Source organism: Streptomyces sp. NPDC044719 (assembly GCF_056433405.1).
In genome coordinates this window covers 896,546-913,406 of sequence record NZ_JBWKHE010000004.1, presented here as the reverse complement: position 1 = coordinate 913,406, position 16,861 = coordinate 896,546, and the positions used below count along the sequence as shown (strand labels likewise).

Sequence of the window (16,861 nt, the reverse complement as noted above, 5' to 3'; positions counted from 1 at the left end):
CGACTCCCCCACCGACCCACGGGGCGGCCGGTCCGCTAGACGCCGGCCCGCTCACCCTGCGCCGCGGGGGTGGCGTCGGCCTGCGGTGCGGCACCCGCCTTGTCGCCGCGCATCACCAGCAGGGTGATCAGCCCGCCCGCAGCGGCGATGACGGCGGCCCAGATGAACGCGGCACTGAAGCCGTCCGTCAGCGCGGGCAGATTGCCCAGCTGACCGGCGCCCTGCGACGTGGCCACCGCGGTCAGCGCCGCGAGACCCAGCGCGGAGCCCACCTGGTAGGTGGTGTTGACGATGCCGGACGCCAGACCCGCCTGCTCCTGCGGAGCCCCGGACATGGCGGACATCATCGCCGGGATGTAGGCGAGCGACATGCCGAGCGCGGCGACCAGCGAGGCGGGCAGGACGTCCACCACGAAGGTGCCGGTGGGCTCGACGGCGGACAGCCACAGCAGTCCGGCGGCGAGGACCAGCAGACCACCGCCGATCATCGGCTTGGCACCGAACTTGGCCATCAGCTTCGCCGTGATCGCCGTCATGAAGATCATCAGAAGGCCGGTCATCGGCAGCAGCGCGGCACCGGAGGCGAACGCCCCGTAGCCGAGGACCTGCTGGAGGTACAGGTTGAGGAAGTACCACATCGGGATCCACGCGGCACCGAGCAGGGTCATCGCGAGGTTGGCCGAGCCGAGCCGCGGGACGCGCCAGATACCGAGCGGCATCAGCGGCTCGCGCACCGTCTTCTGGATCACGAAGAACAGCACGAGCAGCGCGACGGCACCGGCCAGCTGCAGCACGGTCCCGGTGGAGGTCCAGCCGGCCTCCGGCGCGCGGACGATGGCGAAGACCGCGAGCGCCAGACCGGCGGTGACCGCGGCCGCCCCCAGCACGTCGACGGAACCCCGACGGCTGCCGACGGCGGGCAGGAGCTTGGTGGCCGCGAGCGTGGCGACGCCGATCGGGACGTAGATGATGAAGATCCACGGCCAGCTGAGCCACTCGGTGAACACTCCGCCGAGGAACACGCCGGCCGTGCCGCCCGCGGGGGCGGCGGCGCCGTAGAGCGCCATGGCCTTGCCGAGCTCCTTCGGGTCGTGCGCGAAGAGCATCATCAGCAGTGTCATGGCCGACGGCGCGATCAGCGCACCGCCCACACCCTGAACGGCACGGCCGACGACCTCCACCCACGCCGTCTGCGCGGCGGCCGCGAGGACCGAGCCGGCGATCAGCACGACCCAGCCGGTGTTGAAGATCTTGCGTGCACCGATCAGGTCGGAGAGGCGGCCGCCGAGCAGCAGCAGTCCGCCGAAGGCGATGACGTAGGCGTTGAAGACCCACTGCAACTCACCCTGCGAGAAGCCGAGGTCCTTCTGCATCTCGGGGAGCGCCACCCCGATGATTGACGTGTCCATGATGACCATGAACTGAGCGGCAGCGAGCACGACCAGTGCCCACCAACGCCGGGGATTGACGGCAGACATGGGTTCATCCCTCCTCTGGCATACCCCTGGGGGGTACCTTCGGCTGCGAAGGTAACATACCCATGGGGGGTATGTAAGAGAGCAAGTGCGGATCCGTCCCATGGGTGCTTCCGCAAGCCGGCCATGACGCGCGAAAGGCGTCATACGGCTGCGAGAGGACGGCGTCCGGCGCCTGCGTCGATACGGCCGAGATGATCCACCCAGCCGTACGTACGGACACCACCGAGGGGCAGCGGCTCCTCATGGCATTCAATGAAGCCCTGGCTCGCGATGGTTACGCGCTTGTCCAGCGAGCCAGCCCGCCCTGCGGACACCACGGCCAGGGCCAAGGCACCTCACTGCGTTGGCCGTTGTCAGCCGGAATGCGACACCACCCGCGAAGGGCAAGGGTGCGGTCGCAGATCTGCCAGCCACCGCTCCGCAACCACCACAGCTTCAGTCGACGGCAAACTCTTACCCCCTCGGTCCCCGCTGATGGGGTGGCCGGCCGTCGTCTCGGTGATGCTGGGAATCTTCGCCATCGTCACCACAGAGATCCTGCCGATCGGTCTGCTGACCTCGATCGGTTCCAGTTTCACCGTCTCGGACGGGATGGCTGGACTGGTGATGACCATGCCGGGCTTTCTGGCGGCGATCGCCGCTCCACTGGTCACCGTGGCCACGGCACGCTTCGACCGCCGACTGATGCTGTGCGTCTTCATGCTCTTGCTGGCACTGGCGAACTTCCTTGCAGCCGCGGCACCCGACTACTGGCTGGTACTGACCTCCCGGATCATGGTCGGAATCACGATCGGCGGCTTCTGGTCGATCGGAGCCGGGTTGGCGGAACGACTGGTGCCGCCGGCCTCGGTGGGCAGGGCAACTGCTGTGATCTTCTCCGCCGTCCCGCTGGGATCCGTCCTCGGCGTGCCGGCGGGAACCCTCATCGGAGATCTCGCAGGATGGCGAACGGCCTTCACCGTCATGGGAGCTCTGACGGTCGGCGTACTGATCATGCTGCTCTTGTTCGTCCCGCCGCTTCCTCCGGTCCGGGCCACACGGCTGGGCGTCCTGGGCGGCATGCTCCGCAGCGTCAACACTCGCTTCGCACTCCTGCTGACGTTCCTCGTAGTGCTGGCTCACTTCGGCACCTACACCTACGTGACACCATTTCTGGAACAGGTCACCCACGCCAGCGGTGGTCTGATCACTACATTCTTGCTGCTCTATGGTGCCGTCGGCATCCTCGGCAACTTCCTGGGCGGCGCCTGGGTGGCCCGGTATCCGCGGAGCGTCTTCGGGCTCGCGGCCGCCCTGATCGCCACTGTGACTCTCCTGCTTCCAGCGTGGGGCCGCTGGGAGACCGGCGCAGTGATGCTGCTGATCGTGTGGGGCATCGCGTACGGCGCCGTACCGGTCGCGTCGCAGACCTCGGCGCCGCACGCCCCGGAAGCCCGCAGAGCGACCCCGAGGTTACGGCCACGCCTAGGTGCGCTGTGCCAGTGACGTCCGCTGCCTCAAGGTTGATACTTTCCGGCAGCAGCGCTTCGACCGACCGCCGGCGACCACAACAGAGAACTGACACCCCGTCATCAAAGTCGGCATTAAGTCAGCATGAGTACCGTCGCAGCCCGCCCCGGACCGCCACGAACCGCCAAGATCTAGAACTGGCCTGACGCATCCTGACCTGCAAAAATAGGTCAGAGGTACATCTGCCAGTCTCACCAGGAGGTACCCATGAAGATGCTGATCAACGTCCCGGAGACCGTGGTCGCGGACGCGCTGCGCGGCCTGGCGGCTGCCCACCCGGAGCTGACCGTGGACGTGGAGAACCGGGTGATCGTGCGGCGGGACGCTCCCGTGGCCGGAAAGGTGGGGCTGGTCTCGGGCGGAGGCTCGGGGCACGAGCCGTTGCACGGGGGTTTCGTGGGTCCCGGCATGCTGTCGGCGGCCTGTCCGGGCGAGGTGTTCACCTCCCCGGTGCCCGACCAGATGCTGCGCGCGGCCGCCGCCGTGGACAGCGGGGCCGGGGTGCTGTTCATCGTGAAGAACTACACCGGCGACGTGCTCAACTTCGACATGGCCGCCGAGCTGGCCGAGGACGAGGGCATCCAGGTCGCGAAGGTACTGGTCAACGATGACGTGGCGGTGACCGACAGCCTCTACACGGCCGGTCGGCGTGGCACCGGCGCGACCCTGTTCGTCGAGAAGATCGCCGGTGCCGCCGCCGACGAGGGCATGCCGCTGGAGCGAGTGGAGGCCATCGCCCGGCAGGTCAATGAGAACTCCCGCAGTTTCGGTATCGCGCTGAGCGCCTGCAGCACTCCGGCCAAGGGCAGCCCCACCTTCGATCTGCCGCCCGGTGAGCTGGAGTTGGGCATCGGGATCCACGGCGAGCCCGGCCGGGAGCGGCGGGCGATGATGACCTCCGGCGAGATCGCCGAGGCCGCCGTCGAGGCGGTGGTGGATGACCTCCAGCCACGCAACCCGGTGCTGGTCCTCGTCAACGGCATGGGCGCCACGCCCCTGCTCGAGCTGTACGGCTTCAACGCCGAGGTGCACCGGGTGCTCGCCCAGCGCGGCGTGCCCGTGGCCCGTGTCCTCGTGGGCAACTACGTCACCTCCCTCGACATGGCGGGCGCCTCGCTCACCCTCTGCCAGGTCGACGAGGAACTGCTGCGGCTGTGGGACGCGCCGGTGAAGACGGCGGGTCTGCGCTGGGGTATGTGACGCGCGGGGAAAGGATCACCCCGTATCTACGAGGCAAGGAGATCCAGTGCTCGACGCCGATTTCTTCCGCCGTTGGATGACGGCGACCGCCGCGTCCGTCGACCGTGAGGCGGAACGGCTCACCGCCCTCGACTCCCCCATCGGGGACGCCGACCACGGCAGCAACCTCCAGCGCGGCTTCACGGCCGTGGCGGCCGCTCTGGAGAAGGAGGCCCCCGGCACTCCCGGCGGGGTGCTGACGCTGGCCGGGCGCCAGCTCATCTCGACGGTCGGCGGTGCCTCGGGGCCGCTCTACGGCACGCTGCTGCGCCGTACCGGCAAGGCGCTCGGGGATGCCGCCGAGGTCAGTGCGGAGCAGCTGGCCGAGGCGCTGCGGACCGGGGTGGACGCGGTCATGACGCTCGGCGGTGCCGCCCCGGGCGACAAGACCATGATCGACGCACTGGTGCCCGCGGTGGACGCGCTCGGTGACTCGTTCGCGGCGGCGCGGGCCGCCGCTGAGGAGGGCGCCGTGGCGACGACGCCCCTGCAGGCGCGCAAGGGCCGGGCGAGCTATCTGGGTGAGCGCAGCATCGGGCACCAGGACCCGGGCGCCACGTCGTCGGCGCTCCTCGTCGCCGCGCTCGCGGAGGCCGCCGATGAGTGACGAGCGGCTTGTGGGAATCGTGCTGGTGTCGCACAGCGCGGAGGTGGCCGCTTCGGTCGCCGCGCTGGCGCAGGGGCTCGCGGGCGGCGGCCCGGCGGTGCCCGTCGCTCCGGCGGGCGGCACCGAGGGTGGCGGGCTCGGCACCAGCGCCGAACTGATCGCCGCGGCGGCCGCGTCCGTCGATCGTGGTGCGGGCGTCGCCGTCCTCACCGACCTGGGCAGCGCGGTGCTCACCGTGAAGGCGCTGCTGGCGGAGGGCGACGAACTCCCGGAGCGGACGCGGCTGGTGGACGCCCCGTTCGTGGAGGGAGCCGTGGCCGCTGTCGTCACGGCCGGCACCGGTGCGGATCTGGCGGCGGTGGAGTCGGCCGCCGCGGAGGCGTACACGTACCGGAAGGTGTGAGACCGGACCCGGGCACGCCGGACGGCGGCGTGCCCGGCTGCGGCGAACGACGGCTGACGCGCCGTCAAGCACTCAGCTTCCGTCGACGAACCGCCTCGCCACCCGCTCCCCCGTCGTCACGGCCGCCGTGTGGTCCTCGATGGGCGACACCCGGGTGTTCTTGAAGACGATGTAGGTGACGCCCGAGGCCGCGCCGCCTCGGAGCGGGTGGGGGCGGATGCCGAGGGCCTCGGCCGTCGCGTAGGAGGCCTCCCCGATGACGCCCCGCGGGCCCGTGTCGCCGACGACCGCGTACCGCACCTGGTCGCGGTAGACGACGGCCACGACCGAACCGCCACCCACGCCGTGGTCCCGGTAGTCCCAGATACGGCTCGGGGCGGGCACGACGATGAAGGGGAGACGTTCGGCGCTCAACGGGCGGCCGTCGGACTGGGAGTAGGCCGTGCCGGCGGCGAAATACGGGTCGGTGCGGCGGTTGCAGCGGGGCCCGGGGCGGCCGTCGCAGTCGATGTCCATGTCCGCCTTCCAGAAGACGGCCTCGCGGGTACCGCAGACCGGGATCTTCGCGGGGGCGCCGTTGTCCTTGCGGTACCGGCCGCGGGAGACGGGAGTACAGTTTCGTGCCCTGGACAGCAGCTCGGCGGCGCTGACGGGGTCCCCGCGCCACACCACCGGCTGGGTGCGCGGCTGGGCCGGCGCGGCGAGCGGTGTCGTCGGGACGAGCAGGGCGGCACTGGCCGCGGCCAGTGTGAGCGACGGGACTCGCACGATGGGTGAGCCTCTCCTGAGGGGACCTGACGGGCACTCAGCCCCATCTGTTCCCCCGGGCTGTTGATCCGGTCACCCTCGGAGGGCCGGACGGCGCACTCCCCCAACCCCCGACAGGGGCCGGGGACCTGAGTCCGTGTGGGACCCGGGCCGCCCGGCCACCCGTGCCGGCACGGGATCTGCGACGACAGCGGTCCGCGCGACAGGCCCGAACTCCCCGGTGTCCGCCAGGGGTTCGGCCGTGAGGAACTTCAGCATACGTAACCCTCCCGAGTGGTCACGAACAGCGGGGGTGACGCGCGACCGCCTCGGCACACCTTTGTCACCCTCCCCCACCGCCCTCTTGATGTGATCGCGCCAGTCGCGCCATATTGGTCCGGACCATTCCCGAGTGCCGTACCGGGAGGCAGTGTCGTGCGACGCGTTCTCGTCCCGTTCTCCGCTCCCGCCCGACTCCTCCGGCGCGTCGCGCTCTGCGGGACCCTCGCGCTGGTCGCCGCCTGCGGCTGGGCCGGAGCCGAGGAGAAGGACGTCGGTGGTGCGCCCGGGGCGCCGACCGGCGTCACCGCGGAGGCGGGCAGCGCGACGAGCGTGCACGTCATGTGGAACGTGACCGCGCGGGCCGATGTCTACGAGGTGTATCGCGGCACCACGAAGGTCGTGGAAGTACCGGGCGCGAAGCACATGGTGGATGTCACCAGGCTCCGGCCGTCCACGCTGTATGTCTTCACCGTACGGGCGCGGGACGCCGACGGACGGCTCGGGCCGCCCAGCCGTCAGGTCCGGGCTCGGACACCCGCTGCCGTCGCGGACGACCACTCGGCGCCCACCCGCCCCTCGGCGCCCGGCGGACGGGCGGCCGGAAGCCGGGCGGTCGAGCTGTCCTGGTCCGCCTCGACGGACGACCGGGACGTGGTGTCGTACGACATCCACCAGGGAGCCGCGAAGATCCACAGCGTGGGCGGGGGCCAGACGGCAGCCGTGGTGACGGGGCTGCGGCCCGGCACGTCCTACGCGTTCACCGTCCGGGCCAGGGACGCGGCCGGCAACGTCTCCCCCGCCAGTGGCACAGTCCGCCTCACCACCCCGGGCACCGACGACGGCCGCGCCACGGCCCCCACCGGCTTCCGGGCGACGAGCCGCCACGAGGACGGGGCGTACCACCTCGAGCTGAGCTGGGTGCCGCCCCGGGTGGACGGCGTGATCACCGAGTACCAGATCCAGCTGGACGGCCGCCCGGCCACGTCCCTCGTGTACGGCGGGAGCGCCCCGCGCGACCGGGCGACGCACGGCTTCTACGTGGGGCAGGTCGCCGGTGTGCGGCACCGCGTCCGCATCCGGGCGATGCTGCCGGACGGCACCTGGGGCGGCTTCTCGGCGGAGCGGACGGTGACGACGGGCGCGCGGCGGTGACACGGAGACCACGGCGGCCACGCGGATACCTCGGCGGCGGCACCGGGCCTACGGCGATGTCGTATCCGCGTCGGCCGGCCGGCGGCCTGAGTCACCTGCACGGCGGAACCCGGCGTGCGGCCCGGGCCCGGGGAGCTTTGGCTGACCCCTGAGGCAGCACGGGCGTTTCCCGACCCTCGGCGGCGCTAGGGATGTACCGCCAACCGTGCCGCCGGAGGGCAGTCCACATGCGCAACTCATCGCCAGTTCTCCGCTCCGGCCTGACCGTGGCAGCCGCCGCTCTGCCCCTCGCCCTGGCCGCGACGCCCGCTGCGGCGGGGCCGGGCATCTCCGTGAGCACCACGGGCAACACGGTGTCGGTCACGACCAGCGCGTGCACCCAGATCAACGGCAGCTGGGGTACGGCCTCACTGCTCACCAGCAGCCAGGGCAGCTTCGCCCAAGGGCGCCAGGTGACCCTGTCGGGGACGTCCACCAGCCAGTCCGCCGCCTGGTCGAGCGTCAGCGCGGGGACGTACACCGTCATCGTCATCTGCTCGGACGGCACGACCGCGGGCACCCAGTCCGTCGTCGTCTCCCCGGCCCCCTCCCCCACGGCCACGAGGTCCCCGTCCCCGTCCCCGTCGGCGTCGCCGTCCCGCGGCGTCATGGGCGGTTCCGGCGGAAGCGCCACGGACTACGGGACCGTCACGCTGGTGGCGGGCGGCACGCTGGTCGGGGCCGGCCTGTTCGGGACCGCCTGGTACCTGCGCCGGCGCAACAAGCCGTACCGGTTCTGACCCGGTACGGACGGCGGCCCGCCCTCCCGAAGCGCTCCGGTCGGGCGGGCCGCCGTCACACCCGGTCAGGCCGGGCGGGTCGGCTCGCCGTCCGGGAGCTCGGCGAATTCCGCCACGGCGCGGCTGAGCCACTGGGTCCAGAAGGTCTCCAGGTCGATCCCGGCCCGCAGCACCAGATGCCGCAGCCGGTCCTCGGTGCCCTCCCGGCCGGGCGGGAAGTCGCGCCGCTCGATCTCCCGGTACTCCGCCAGCTGCCGCTCGTGCAGCCGCAGATGGCGTCGCAGATCGTCCTCCAGGCCCGCCGTGCCCACCACGGCCGCCGCCCTCAGCCGCAACAGCAGTGTGTCGCGGTGCGGCTTGGGGTCCTGGGAGGCGGCGGTCCAGCGGGCGAGTTCGGCGCGGCCCGCGTGCAGGACCTCGTAGCTCTTCTTCTGCCCGCGCGCCGGCTGCTCGGACGGCAGGGCCCGGATCAGGCCCTCCGCCTCGAGCTTTCCCAGCTCGCGATAGATCTGCTGGTGCGTCGCCGACCAGAAGTACCCGATCGACCGGTCGAACCGGCGGGTCAGCTCCAGGCCCGACGACGGCTTCTCGAGCAGGGCGGTGAGGATCGCGTGCGGGAGTGACATACCCGTCATCCTAGGGACGGGCGGCAGGCCCCCTACAGCGCCGCCGCCAGCTCGGTGCCCTGCTTGATGGCGCGCTTGGCGTCCAGTTCCGCGGCCACGTCGGCGCCGCCGATCAGGTGCGTGCTGCGCCCGGCGGCGACCAGTTCCTCGTACAGACCGCGGCGCGGCTCCTGGCCCGTGCACAGCACGATCGTGTCGACCTCAAGCACCGTGCTCGCGCCATCGATCGTGACATGCAGTCCGGCGTCGTCGATCCGGTCGTAGCTCACGCCCGGGACCATGGTGACGCCGCGGTGCTTGAGTTCGGCGCGGTGGATCCAGCCGGTGGTCTTGCCGAGTCCGGCGCCGACCTTGGACGTCTTGCGCTGGAGCAGATGGACGGTGCGCGGCGGGGCGGGCCGCTCGGGCGCGGCGAGGCCGCCGGGGGCGCGGTAGTCGAGGTCGACGCCCCACTGGCGGAAGTACGTCGCCGGGTTTTCGTGGGCCTTGTCGCCGGTGTCCGTGAGGTACTCGGCGACGTCGAAGCCGATGCCGCCGGCGCCGAGGATCGCGACGCGGTCGCCTACGGGGGCGCCGTCGCGCAGGACGTCGAGGTAGCCGAGGACGCTCGGGTGGTCGACGCCGGGGATGTCGGGGGTGCGCGGGCTGACGCCGGTGGCGACGACCACCTCGTCGTAGCCGTCGACGTCCGCGACCGTGACGGGCGTGTTCAGCCGCACGTCGACACCGTGCCAGTCGAGCTGGGTGCGGAAGTAGCGGAGCGTCTCGTCGAACTCCTGCTTGCCGGGGACCTTGCGGGCGACGTTGAGCTGCCCGCCGATCTCGCTCGCGGCGTCGAAGAGGGTGACGTCGTGGCCGCGCTCGGCCGCGGAGACGGCGCAGGCGAGGCCGGCCGGTCCCGCGCCGACGACCGCGACGCGTTTGCGCAGCCGGGTCGGGGAGAGGACGAGTTCCGTCTCGTGGCAGGCGCGCGGGTTGACCAGGCAGGAGGTGATCAGGCCGCTGAAGGTGTGGTCGAGGCAGGCCTGGTTGCAGCCGATGCAGGTGTTGATCGCCTCGGGCCGGCCTGCCGCGGCCTTGGTGACGAAGTCCGGGTCGGCGAGCATCGGGCGGGCCATCGACACCATGTCGGCCGCGCCGTCGGCGAGCAGTTCCTCGGCGAGTTCGGGGGTGTTGATGCGGTTGGTGGTGACGAGCGGGACGGACACCTCGCCCATGAGCCGCTTGGTCACCCAGGTGTACGCACCGCGCGGCACGGAGGTGGCGATGGTGGGGATACGGGCCTCGTGCCAGCCGATGCCGGTGTTGATGATCGTCGCCCCGGCGGCCTCGACGGCCTTGGCGAGGGTGATCACCTCGTCGAGCGTGGAACCGCCCGGGACGAGGTCGAGCATGGACAGCCGGTAGACGACGATGAAGTCCTCGCCGACCGCCTCGCGCACCCGCCGCACGATCTCCAGCGGGAAACGCGTGCGATTCTCGTACGAGCCGCCCCAGCGGTCGGTGCGCTGGTTGGTGTGCCGGGCGATGAACTCGTTGATGAGGTAGCCCTCGGAGCCCATGATCTCCACGCCGTCGTAGCCGGCCTGACGGGCGAGGCGGGCGGCGCGGACGTAGTCGTCGATGGTCCGCTCGATGTCGGCGTCGCTCAGCTCGCGGGGCGGGAAGGGGCTGATCGGCGCCTGGAGCGGGCTGGGCGCGACCAGGTCCTGGTGGTAGGCGTACCGGCCGAAGTGCAGGATCTGCATCGCGATCCGCCCGCCCGCATGGTGCACGGCGTCGGTGATGACGCGGTGCTGCTCGGCCTCCGCCTCGGTGGTGAGCTTCGCGCCGCCCTCGTACGGGCGTCCCTCGTCGTTGGGTGCGATGCCGCCCGTGACGATCAGGCCCACTCCCCCGCGGGCGCGGGCGGCGTAGAAGGCGGCCATGCGCTCGAAACCGCCGTCGGCCTCCTCCAGGCCGACATGCATGGAGCCCATGAGGACCCGGTTGGGCAGGGTCGTGAAGCCCAGGTCGAGGGGGGTCAGCAGGTGCGGGTAACGGCTCATCGTCGGGCCCTCCGTGCGCGGTGTCGTCCCCGTAGTTCTAGAGGACTACCGGCGCTTTATGCAACTAGTTGCATAAGGTGATGGAGGGCACACCGGGCTACGGCCAGGGGATCACCGGCTCTCGAGGCGCACGTGCAGTTCCTTCTCCTGGTCGCCGGGGACCGTGGTCAGGTCCTGCACGGCGAACAGGGAGTCCAGCCTCAAGCGGAACTGTTCGATCGCCCAGTACCCGCCGTGCAGGTCGGCATCGACGGAGGACGACAGCCGGGCCGGCCGCGCGCCCTCGTGCGTGTCGGCGACGTCGAAGGTGCCGAGCCACACGGTCGGACGGGTCTCGTGCAGTTCCTCGGGCACGTCGTCGGCGCACCGGTCCGACTCGAAGCAGGCGCACAGCGTGTCGAACACGATCCGGGCGTCGTGCTTGCTGCATCCGCTGATCTCCACCGAGACGGAGTGGGGGTGCGGTCGCTCAAGGTCCATCGTGACGCTCCTCTTCTGGCCACGCTGCCGTATCCGCCCCTACCCCAGCAAAGCACCACCTTCCGGCGAGCACTACCGGCAGCACCCCGGTTCCGGTGACCGGTTTGCGGGGCGGTACGCGCCGTGTTGGGAGATGGTGGAAGGTGACGGAAGGGGCCTCGAGGAAACGGCTCCGCGCGGTAGAACATGGGGTGTCGGCACCATGACGGCGTGCCGCGAGGATCGGCGAAGGCGGGGCGTGGGATGAGTGCAGCCGGGTCTCCCGTGGCCGAGGGCGACGAGCCCCCGCGCGAGTCGTCGCGACCGAGCGGGCTGCTCGACGTCCTGCGCGTGGCCTCGGTGGTCCTCGACTCCGAGGGCCGCATCGTGCTGTGGAGCCCGCAGGCCGAGGAACTGTTCGGGTACGAGGCGCGGGAGGCGCTCGGGGAGTACGCCGCCCGGATCATGGTCCACGAGCAGCACGTCGACCTCGTGGTCAAGCTGTTCGCGGACGTCATGGGCACCGGGCAGAGCTGGGCCGGCGCCTTCCCCGTCCGCCACAAGGACGGCAGCACACGACTCGTGGAGTTCCGCAACATGCGGCTGCTGGACGACGAGGGCGACGTCTACGCGCTCGGTCTGTGCGCCGACCAGTCGACCGTGCACCGGCTGGAGCGGGAGGTGGCGCTGTCGACGCGGATGATCGCGCAGTCCCCGATCGGGCTGGCCGTGCTGGACACCGAGCTGCGGTACGTCTCGGTCAACGCGGCACTGGAGGAGCTCAACGGCGTACCGGCCGAGGAGCACCTGGGGCGCACGGTCCACGAGGTGGTGCCGCAGATGGACGTCGAGGCCCTGGAGGCCGCGGCGCGCCGGGTCCTGGACACCGGCACGCCGGTCGTCGACCAGTCCACGATCGGCCGCACCCCGGCCGACCCGGACCAGGACCACGCCTGGTCGATCTCGCTGTACCGGCTGGAGAACGCCTTCGGGACCGTGCTGGGCGTGGCCGTCTCGATCGTCGACGTCACCGAGCAGTACCGGGCGGGCATCGAGGCCGAGGCCGCGCGGCGGCGTCTGGCCCTGATCGCGGACGCGTCCGGCCGGATCGGTACCTCGCTGGACCTGGACCGCACGGCCCGCGAGCTCGCCGACGTGGCCGTGCCGGAACTCGCCGACATCGCGGCCGTCGATCTGCTGGACGCGGTGGTGCAGGGGCGGCGCACCAGCCTCGGCCCCGCCGAGTCGGCCGTGATCCGTGCGCTGGCGGTCCAGGGGTACGACTCGGCCGAGGCCCTGGAGGCCGCGGATCCTCCGGGGCAGGTGGCCCGGTACGCTCCCGACCGGCTCGTCACCCAGTGCGTGCGCACGGCCCTTCCCGTGATGCTGCCGCAGGTCACGGACGAGGATCTGCCGCGTATCGCCCGTTCCCCGGAGGCGGCCAAGCTGCTCGGCCGGGCCGGGGTGCACTCCTATCTGGCGGTGCCGCTGATCGCGCGCGGCGAGGTGCTGGGCGCGCTGGATCTCAAGCGCACCCGCAATCCGCTGCCCTTCGCCGAGGACGACCTGCTGCTGGCGCGCGAGCTGGCCGCCCGGGCGGCCGTGCAGATCGACAACGCCCGCTGGTACCAGAGCGCCCGGGACACCGCGCTCACCCTCCAGCGCAGCCTGCTGCCCAGTCATCCGCCGGTGACGGGCGGTCTCGAGGTCGCCTCCCGCTACCAGCCGGCCGGGGCCACCAGCGAGGTCGGCGGCGACTGGTTCGACGTCATCCCCCTGGACGGCGGCACGACCGCGCTCGTCGTGGGCGACGTGATGGGCAGCGGCATCCCCGCGGCGGCGACCATGGGCCGGCTGCGTACGGCGACCAACACCCTGGCCTCCCTCGACCTCGACCCGGCCCGGCTCCTGGAGCACCTCGACAAGATCACCGAGGGGCTGGAGCAGGCCATCGCCACCTGCGTCTACGCCGTCCACGACCCGCATCTGCGACAGTGCCGGATCGCCAACGCCGGGCATCTGCCACCGGTGCGCGTCCGGGTCGGCCACCCCCCGGAGCTGCTCGACCTGCCGACCGGGGTGCCGCTCGGCGTGGGCGGTGTCGCCTTCTCGACCACCACGGTCGACCTCGAGCCGGGCGATCGCCTGGTCTTCTACACCGACGGCCTGGTGGAGACCCGCCGCGACCCGCTCGACGAACGCCTCGGCACCCTCCTGTCCCTGCTGGACGGCCCCGACCGGCCCCTGGAGGAGGTCTGCGACCTGCTCCTGCGTACGCTCCACGAGCCGGACAACTTCGATGACGTGGCCCTGCTCATCGCACGGGCGACGCCCCCGGACTGAGCCGCGGCCTACTGCCTCACCCCGATCACCACGTGCGCGTACAGCTCCTCCGAGACGGCCAGCCGGGTCGTCAGGCCGTGGCGTTCGAAGGTGGCGACGGCGGTCGGTGCCTGGTGCCGGCCGGTCTCCACCAGGACGCAGCCGCCGGGGGCGAGCCAGCGGGGGGCCTCGGCCGCGACCCGGCGCAGGACGTCCAGGCCGTCCGTGCCGCCGTCGAGAGCGACCCGCGGCTCGTGGTCACGGGCCTCGAGGGGCAGCAGGCCTATCTCGTCGCTGGGCACGTACGGCACGTTGGCCGCGAGGACGTCGACGCGGCCGAGGAGCGCACCGGGCAGCGCCTCGAAGAGGTCGCCCTGGTGGACATGGCCCCCGGCGGCGGCGACGTTGCCGCGGGCGCAGCACACGGCGACGGGATCGATGTCGGCGGCGTGCAGTTCGACGGGGCCCAGCCCGGCGGCCAGCGCCGCGCCGACGGCACCCGAGCCGCAGCACAGGTCCACGACGACGGTGGCGCAGGGCGCCTGGGCGAGGGCCTGTTCCACCAGGAACTCGGTGCGGCGGCGCGGCACGAAGACGCCGGGGGCGACGGTGACGCGCAGACCCCGGAACCCGGCCCAGCCCACGACGAGTTCGAGGGGCAGCCCCTGGACGCGGCGCTCGACCATGGCGGCCGCTTCGGCCGGGGTGCGCGCGGTGGAGAGGATCAAGTCGGCCTCGTCCTCGGCGAAGACGCACCCCCCGGTGCGCAGGGCGTCGGCCAGGGCGTCGCGGGACAACGGCGTGGAGGGCGGGACAGAAGACACAGACGGCATGGATGCCAAGAGCCTTTCGAGAGCCGAAGGGCGCTCCGGCGGTCGCCTACAGGCGGCGGTCCGCGCGACATCGAGGAGTGAGCACCCGAGCTGACACAGCGGTAATGGGTCTCACCTCCTCGTCTTCCGACGGCCGGGATGGTCCACGGCCGGACGGCAACACTACCTGACGGACCGGCCGCCCGGTACGGGACCGGAATCGGCCGCCCGCAGGCAATGGTTGGGTTGTGCAACCATGGAGGGCGAGCAGCAGCGATGTGCGGCAACACCCTGAGGGAGGCCAGGTGAACGCAGCCGACGCCGTGGAGACCATCCAGCGGGAGATGACGGTCTTCGCCCGCCGTGCCCGTGCCGCGGCGGGGCGGATGCACCCGGAGTTGTCGCTGGTGTCGTACACACTGCTCGGGCATCTGGAGGAGAGCGGCGGCTGCCGTGCCACCGACCTGGCGGCCCACTACGCCCTGGACAAGTCCACCGTCAGCCGCCAGGTGGCCGCCCTCGAACGCGCCGGTCTCATCGAGCGCCGTCCCGACGCGGAGGACCAGCGCGTTCTGGTGCTGCGGCTGACGGAAGCCGGCCGGCGCATCCTGGCCCAGGTCACCGAGAGCCGCCGGATCGCCTTCCGGGAGCGGCTGGCGGACTGGCCGGCCGAGGACCTGTCGCTGTTCGCCGGCTACCTCGTGCGCTACAACGCGGGCTCCGGACCCGGCCGGCACGACTAGGGCACACCGCACGTACGGTTGAATGCGCAATCACTGAACATGCCGGCCCGACGGGCACCGTCGGCCCGGTCCGGAGGCAGCACCCCATGCACATCACCAGAGGCTTCACCGGGCGACCGCGCGCCGACGACCCCGGCCTGCCGCCCGGCCAGTACGACGCCGGCGACGACTGGCCCGTCCTGTCCGCCGAGGTCACTCCCGACCTGGCACCCGCCGACTGGACCTTCCGCGTGGACGGCCTGGTGTACGAGCCCCGCACCTGGGACTGGGACGAGGCGCACCTGCTGCCGTCGTCGGCGTACGAGGGCGCCATCCACTGCGTGACGAGCTGGTCGAAATTCGGGGTCCGGTTCTCGGGCGTCTCCCTGGACGCCTTCCTGGATGTGGTCCGGCCCCATGGGTCGGCGACCCATGCCGTCGCCTACTCGCACACCGGCTACACGGCGAACCTCCCGCTCGCCGACCTCACCGGCGGGCGGGCGTGGATCGCCTGGGAGTACGACGGCAGGCCGCTCGCCCCCGAGCACGGCGGCCCGGCGCGACTGCTGGTGCCGCACCTGTACTTCTGGAAGAGCGCCAAGTGGATCGCGGGCCTGCGGATCCTCGACCACGAGGAGCCTGGATTCTGGGAGCGGAACGGCTACCACGGGCGGGGCAACCCCTGGGAGGAGCAGAGGTACTCCGGTGACTGAGACCTTCGTGCCTCCCACGCGGTTCGCCGTGCCCGGGCGCATCGCCGTGAGCGAGCAGGCCGCCTCCGAGTGGCAGACCGCCACGCTGACCGAGATCCGCCCCGAGACCGCGCGTGCCGCCACCTTCCGGTTCGCCGTGCCCGGCTGGCCGGGGCACCTGCCCGGCCAGCACCTGATGGTGCGGCTGACCGCCGAGGACGGCTACGTGGCCCAGCGCCACTACTCGATCGCGTCCGCCCCGGACGACTCCGGGCACATCGAGCTGACCCTGGACCACGTCGACGGCGGCGAGGTCTCGGGCTGGTTCCACACCGTCGCCCGGCCCGGCGACCGCGTCGAGGTACGGGGCCCGGTGAGCGGCTTCTTCGCCTGGCCCGGCGACCGGCCCGCGCTGCTGATCGGCGCCGGCTCCGGCGTCGTACCGCTGATGTCGATGGTCCGGCACCACCGGGCGCGGAAGCTGACCGTGCCGCTGCGGCTGGTGGTGTCCGCGCGCGGCCCCGAGGAGCTCATCTACGCCCGGGAGTTCGGCTCGGAGACGACGGCCGTGTTCACCCGCGTCGCGCCGGCGGGCGTGCCGGTGGGACGTATGGCCGCGGCACATGTGGCGCCGCTCCTGGCCGAGCAGCCGTCCGGTGGGTGGGAGACCTATGTGTGCGGCTCCAACTCCTTCGCCGAGCACGCCTCCCGGCTGCTGGTGACGGCCGGTCAGCCCGTGGACCGCATCCGGATCGAGCGTTTCGGCTGATCTCGAAGGCGCGCTGACCTCGCAGGCGCCCCCGCGCCCCCGGTGTTTCGCCCGGGTCGGCCCGGGCACCCAGCCGGAGGGCTTCGGCACACGACCACCAGTGACTCCCCGCGCACGCGACGACGCTGCCGGGGAGCGGACCGACGGCCCGGCCACGACGAGCGATCGATGCGCGTCGGAGGGGTACCCGATCCGAGTGGGCACTCGCACGCGTG

Annotated in this window: 16 protein-coding genes; 10 read left to right on the top strand and 6 right to left on the bottom strand. The window is 71.9% G+C overall.

The window, feature by feature from the left end; translation table 11 throughout:
• Positions 1-35: 35 nt before the first annotated feature.
• Positions 36-1,478 carry an MFS transporter gene (locus AC07DF_RS20080; RefSeq protein ID WP_478972645.1) on the bottom strand — a complete coding sequence of 481 codons (1,443 nt, stop codon included), beginning with the start codon at positions 1,476-1,478 and terminating at the stop codon, positions 36-38.
• Positions 1,479-1,952: 474 nt separating this feature from the next.
• On the opposite strand from AC07DF_RS20080, the gene AC07DF_RS20075 reads away from it, so the two are divergent.
• The 4 genes from AC07DF_RS20075 (at position 1,953) to AC07DF_RS20060 (ending at position 5,236) form a co-directional block, all read left to right on the top strand.
• Positions 1,953-2,963, top strand: a complete 1,011-nt coding sequence (locus AC07DF_RS20075) for an MFS transporter (protein WP_478972642.1) — start codon at positions 1,953-1,955, stop codon at positions 2,961-2,963.
• A gap of 231 nt (positions 2,964-3,194) precedes the next feature.
• Positions 3,195-4,187: a dihydroxyacetone kinase subunit DhaK gene (gene dhaK, locus AC07DF_RS20070; protein ID WP_478972639.1), complete on the top strand. Its 993-nt coding sequence runs from the start codon at positions 3,195-3,197 to the stop codon at positions 4,185-4,187.
• A gap of 46 nt (positions 4,188-4,233) precedes the next feature.
• Positions 4,234-4,833, top strand: coding sequence for a dihydroxyacetone kinase subunit DhaL (gene dhaL, locus AC07DF_RS20065; RefSeq protein ID WP_454365875.1), 600 nt, complete (start codon positions 4,234-4,236; stop codon positions 4,831-4,833).
• Positions 4,826-5,236 (top strand): PTS-dependent dihydroxyacetone kinase phosphotransferase subunit DhaM, encoded by a 411-nt coding sequence (locus tag AC07DF_RS20060; protein WP_478972635.1) that lies wholly within the window; start codon positions 4,826-4,828, stop codon positions 5,234-5,236. The genes dhaL and AC07DF_RS20060 overlap by 8 nt, the downstream gene beginning before the upstream one ends.
• Before the next feature lie 72 nt (positions 5,237-5,308).
• Here AC07DF_RS20060 and AC07DF_RS20055 read toward each other — a convergent pair whose 3' ends face one another.
• Entirely contained in the window at positions 5,309-6,004 is a 696-nt protein-coding gene (locus AC07DF_RS20055) for a glycoside hydrolase family 75 protein (RefSeq protein WP_478972632.1), read from the bottom strand.
• 414 nt (positions 6,005-6,418) lie between these two features.
• Here AC07DF_RS20055 and AC07DF_RS20050 point away from each other — a divergent pair, with 414 nt between their 5' ends.
• Together AC07DF_RS20050 and AC07DF_RS20045 are read left to right on the top strand one after the other, a co-directional pair.
• Positions 6,419-7,417, top strand: a complete 999-nt coding sequence (locus AC07DF_RS20050; RefSeq protein WP_478972629.1) for a fibronectin type III domain-containing protein — start codon at positions 6,419-6,421, stop codon at positions 7,415-7,417.
• Between the two features lie 227 nt (positions 7,418-7,644).
• Positions 7,645-8,196 (top strand): hypothetical protein, encoded by a 552-nt coding sequence (locus AC07DF_RS20045; protein ID WP_478972626.1) that lies wholly within the window; start codon positions 7,645-7,647, stop codon positions 8,194-8,196.
• 65 nt (positions 8,197-8,261) lie between these two features.
• On the opposite strand, the gene AC07DF_RS20040 is transcribed toward AC07DF_RS20045, so the two are convergent.
• The 3 genes from AC07DF_RS20040 to AC07DF_RS20030 all read right to left on the bottom strand — a co-directional run bounded on the left by AC07DF_RS20040 (position 8,262) and on the right by AC07DF_RS20030 (position 11,350).
• Complete coding sequence (locus AC07DF_RS20040) at positions 8,262-8,822, bottom strand: PadR family transcriptional regulator (RefSeq protein ID WP_478972623.1); 561 nt, start codon at positions 8,820-8,822, stop codon at positions 8,262-8,264.
• Positions 8,823-8,854: 32 nt separating this feature from the next.
• The gene (locus tag AC07DF_RS20035) at positions 8,855-10,870 is read right to left on the bottom strand and encodes an FAD-dependent oxidoreductase (RefSeq protein ID WP_478972620.1); all 2,016 of its coding nucleotides are present in this window, start codon (positions 10,868-10,870) and stop codon (positions 8,855-8,857) included.
• A 111-nt stretch (positions 10,871-10,981) separates the two neighbouring features.
• The gene (locus tag AC07DF_RS20030; RefSeq protein ID WP_478972617.1) at positions 10,982-11,350 is read right to left on the bottom strand and encodes a hypothetical protein; all 369 of its coding nucleotides are present in this window, start codon (positions 11,348-11,350) and stop codon (positions 10,982-10,984) included.
• A gap of 243 nt (positions 11,351-11,593) precedes the next feature.
• Between AC07DF_RS20030 and AC07DF_RS20025 the strand changes: the two genes are divergently transcribed.
• Complete coding sequence (locus AC07DF_RS20025) at positions 11,594-13,672, top strand: SpoIIE family protein phosphatase (protein ID WP_478972614.1); 2,079 nt, start codon at positions 11,594-11,596, stop codon at positions 13,670-13,672.
• Between the two features lie 8 nt (positions 13,673-13,680).
• Here the strand turns inward: AC07DF_RS20025 and AC07DF_RS20020 are convergent, their stop codons facing one another.
• Positions 13,681-14,484, bottom strand: coding sequence for a putative protein N(5)-glutamine methyltransferase (locus tag AC07DF_RS20020; RefSeq protein ID WP_478972611.1), 804 nt, complete (start codon positions 14,482-14,484; stop codon positions 13,681-13,683).
• Positions 14,485-14,768: 284 nt separating this feature from the next.
• Here AC07DF_RS20020 and AC07DF_RS20015 point away from each other — a divergent pair, with 284 nt between their 5' ends.
• The 3 genes from AC07DF_RS20015 (at position 14,769) to AC07DF_RS20005 (ending at position 16,646) form a co-directional block, all read left to right on the top strand.
• Complete coding sequence (locus AC07DF_RS20015; RefSeq protein WP_478972608.1) at positions 14,769-15,206, top strand: MarR family winged helix-turn-helix transcriptional regulator; 438 nt, start codon at positions 14,769-14,771, stop codon at positions 15,204-15,206.
• A gap of 86 nt (positions 15,207-15,292) precedes the next feature.
• Positions 15,293-15,898, top strand: a complete 606-nt coding sequence (locus AC07DF_RS20010) for a sulfite oxidase-like oxidoreductase (RefSeq protein WP_478972605.1) — start codon at positions 15,293-15,295, stop codon at positions 15,896-15,898.
• Entirely contained in the window at positions 15,891-16,646 is a 756-nt protein-coding gene (locus AC07DF_RS20005) for a ferredoxin reductase (protein WP_478972602.1), read from the top strand. The genes AC07DF_RS20010 and AC07DF_RS20005 overlap by 8 nt, the downstream gene beginning before the upstream one ends.
• The last annotated feature ends 215 nt before the right edge of the window (positions 16,647-16,861 follow it).

Coding starts and splice junctions, on each gene's coding strand:
- AC07DF_RS20080 (WP_478972645.1), bottom strand. CDS start 1,478: ATGTCTGCCGTCAATCCCCGGCGTTGGTGGGCACTGGTCGTGCTCGCT.
- AC07DF_RS20075 (WP_478972642.1), top strand. CDS start 1,953: ATGGGGTGGCCGGCCGTCGTCTCGGTGATGCTGGGAATCTTCGCCATC.
- dhaK (WP_478972639.1), top strand. CDS start 3,195: ATGAAGATGCTGATCAACGTCCCGGAGACCGTGGTCGCGGACGCGCTG.
- AC07DF_RS20060 (WP_478972635.1), top strand. CDS start 4,826: ATGAGTGACGAGCGGCTTGTGGGAATCGTGCTGGTGTCGCACAGCGCG.
- AC07DF_RS20045 (WP_478972626.1), top strand. CDS start 7,645: ATGCGCAACTCATCGCCAGTTCTCCGCTCCGGCCTGACCGTGGCAGCC.
- AC07DF_RS20040 (WP_478972623.1), bottom strand. CDS start 8,822: ATGTCACTCCCGCACGCGATCCTCACCGCCCTGCTCGAGAAGCCGTCG.
- AC07DF_RS20035 (WP_478972620.1), bottom strand. CDS start 10,870: ATGAGCCGTTACCCGCACCTGCTGACCCCCCTCGACCTGGGCTTCACG.
- AC07DF_RS20030 (WP_478972617.1), bottom strand. CDS start 11,350: ATGGACCTTGAGCGACCGCACCCCCACTCCGTCTCGGTGGAGATCAGC.
- AC07DF_RS20025 (WP_478972614.1), top strand. CDS start 11,594: ATGAGTGCAGCCGGGTCTCCCGTGGCCGAGGGCGACGAGCCCCCGCGC.
- AC07DF_RS20020 (WP_478972611.1), bottom strand. CDS start 14,484: ATGCCGTCTGTGTCTTCTGTCCCGCCCTCCACGCCGTTGTCCCGCGAC.
- AC07DF_RS20010 (WP_478972605.1), top strand. CDS start 15,293: ATGCACATCACCAGAGGCTTCACCGGGCGACCGCGCGCCGACGACCCC.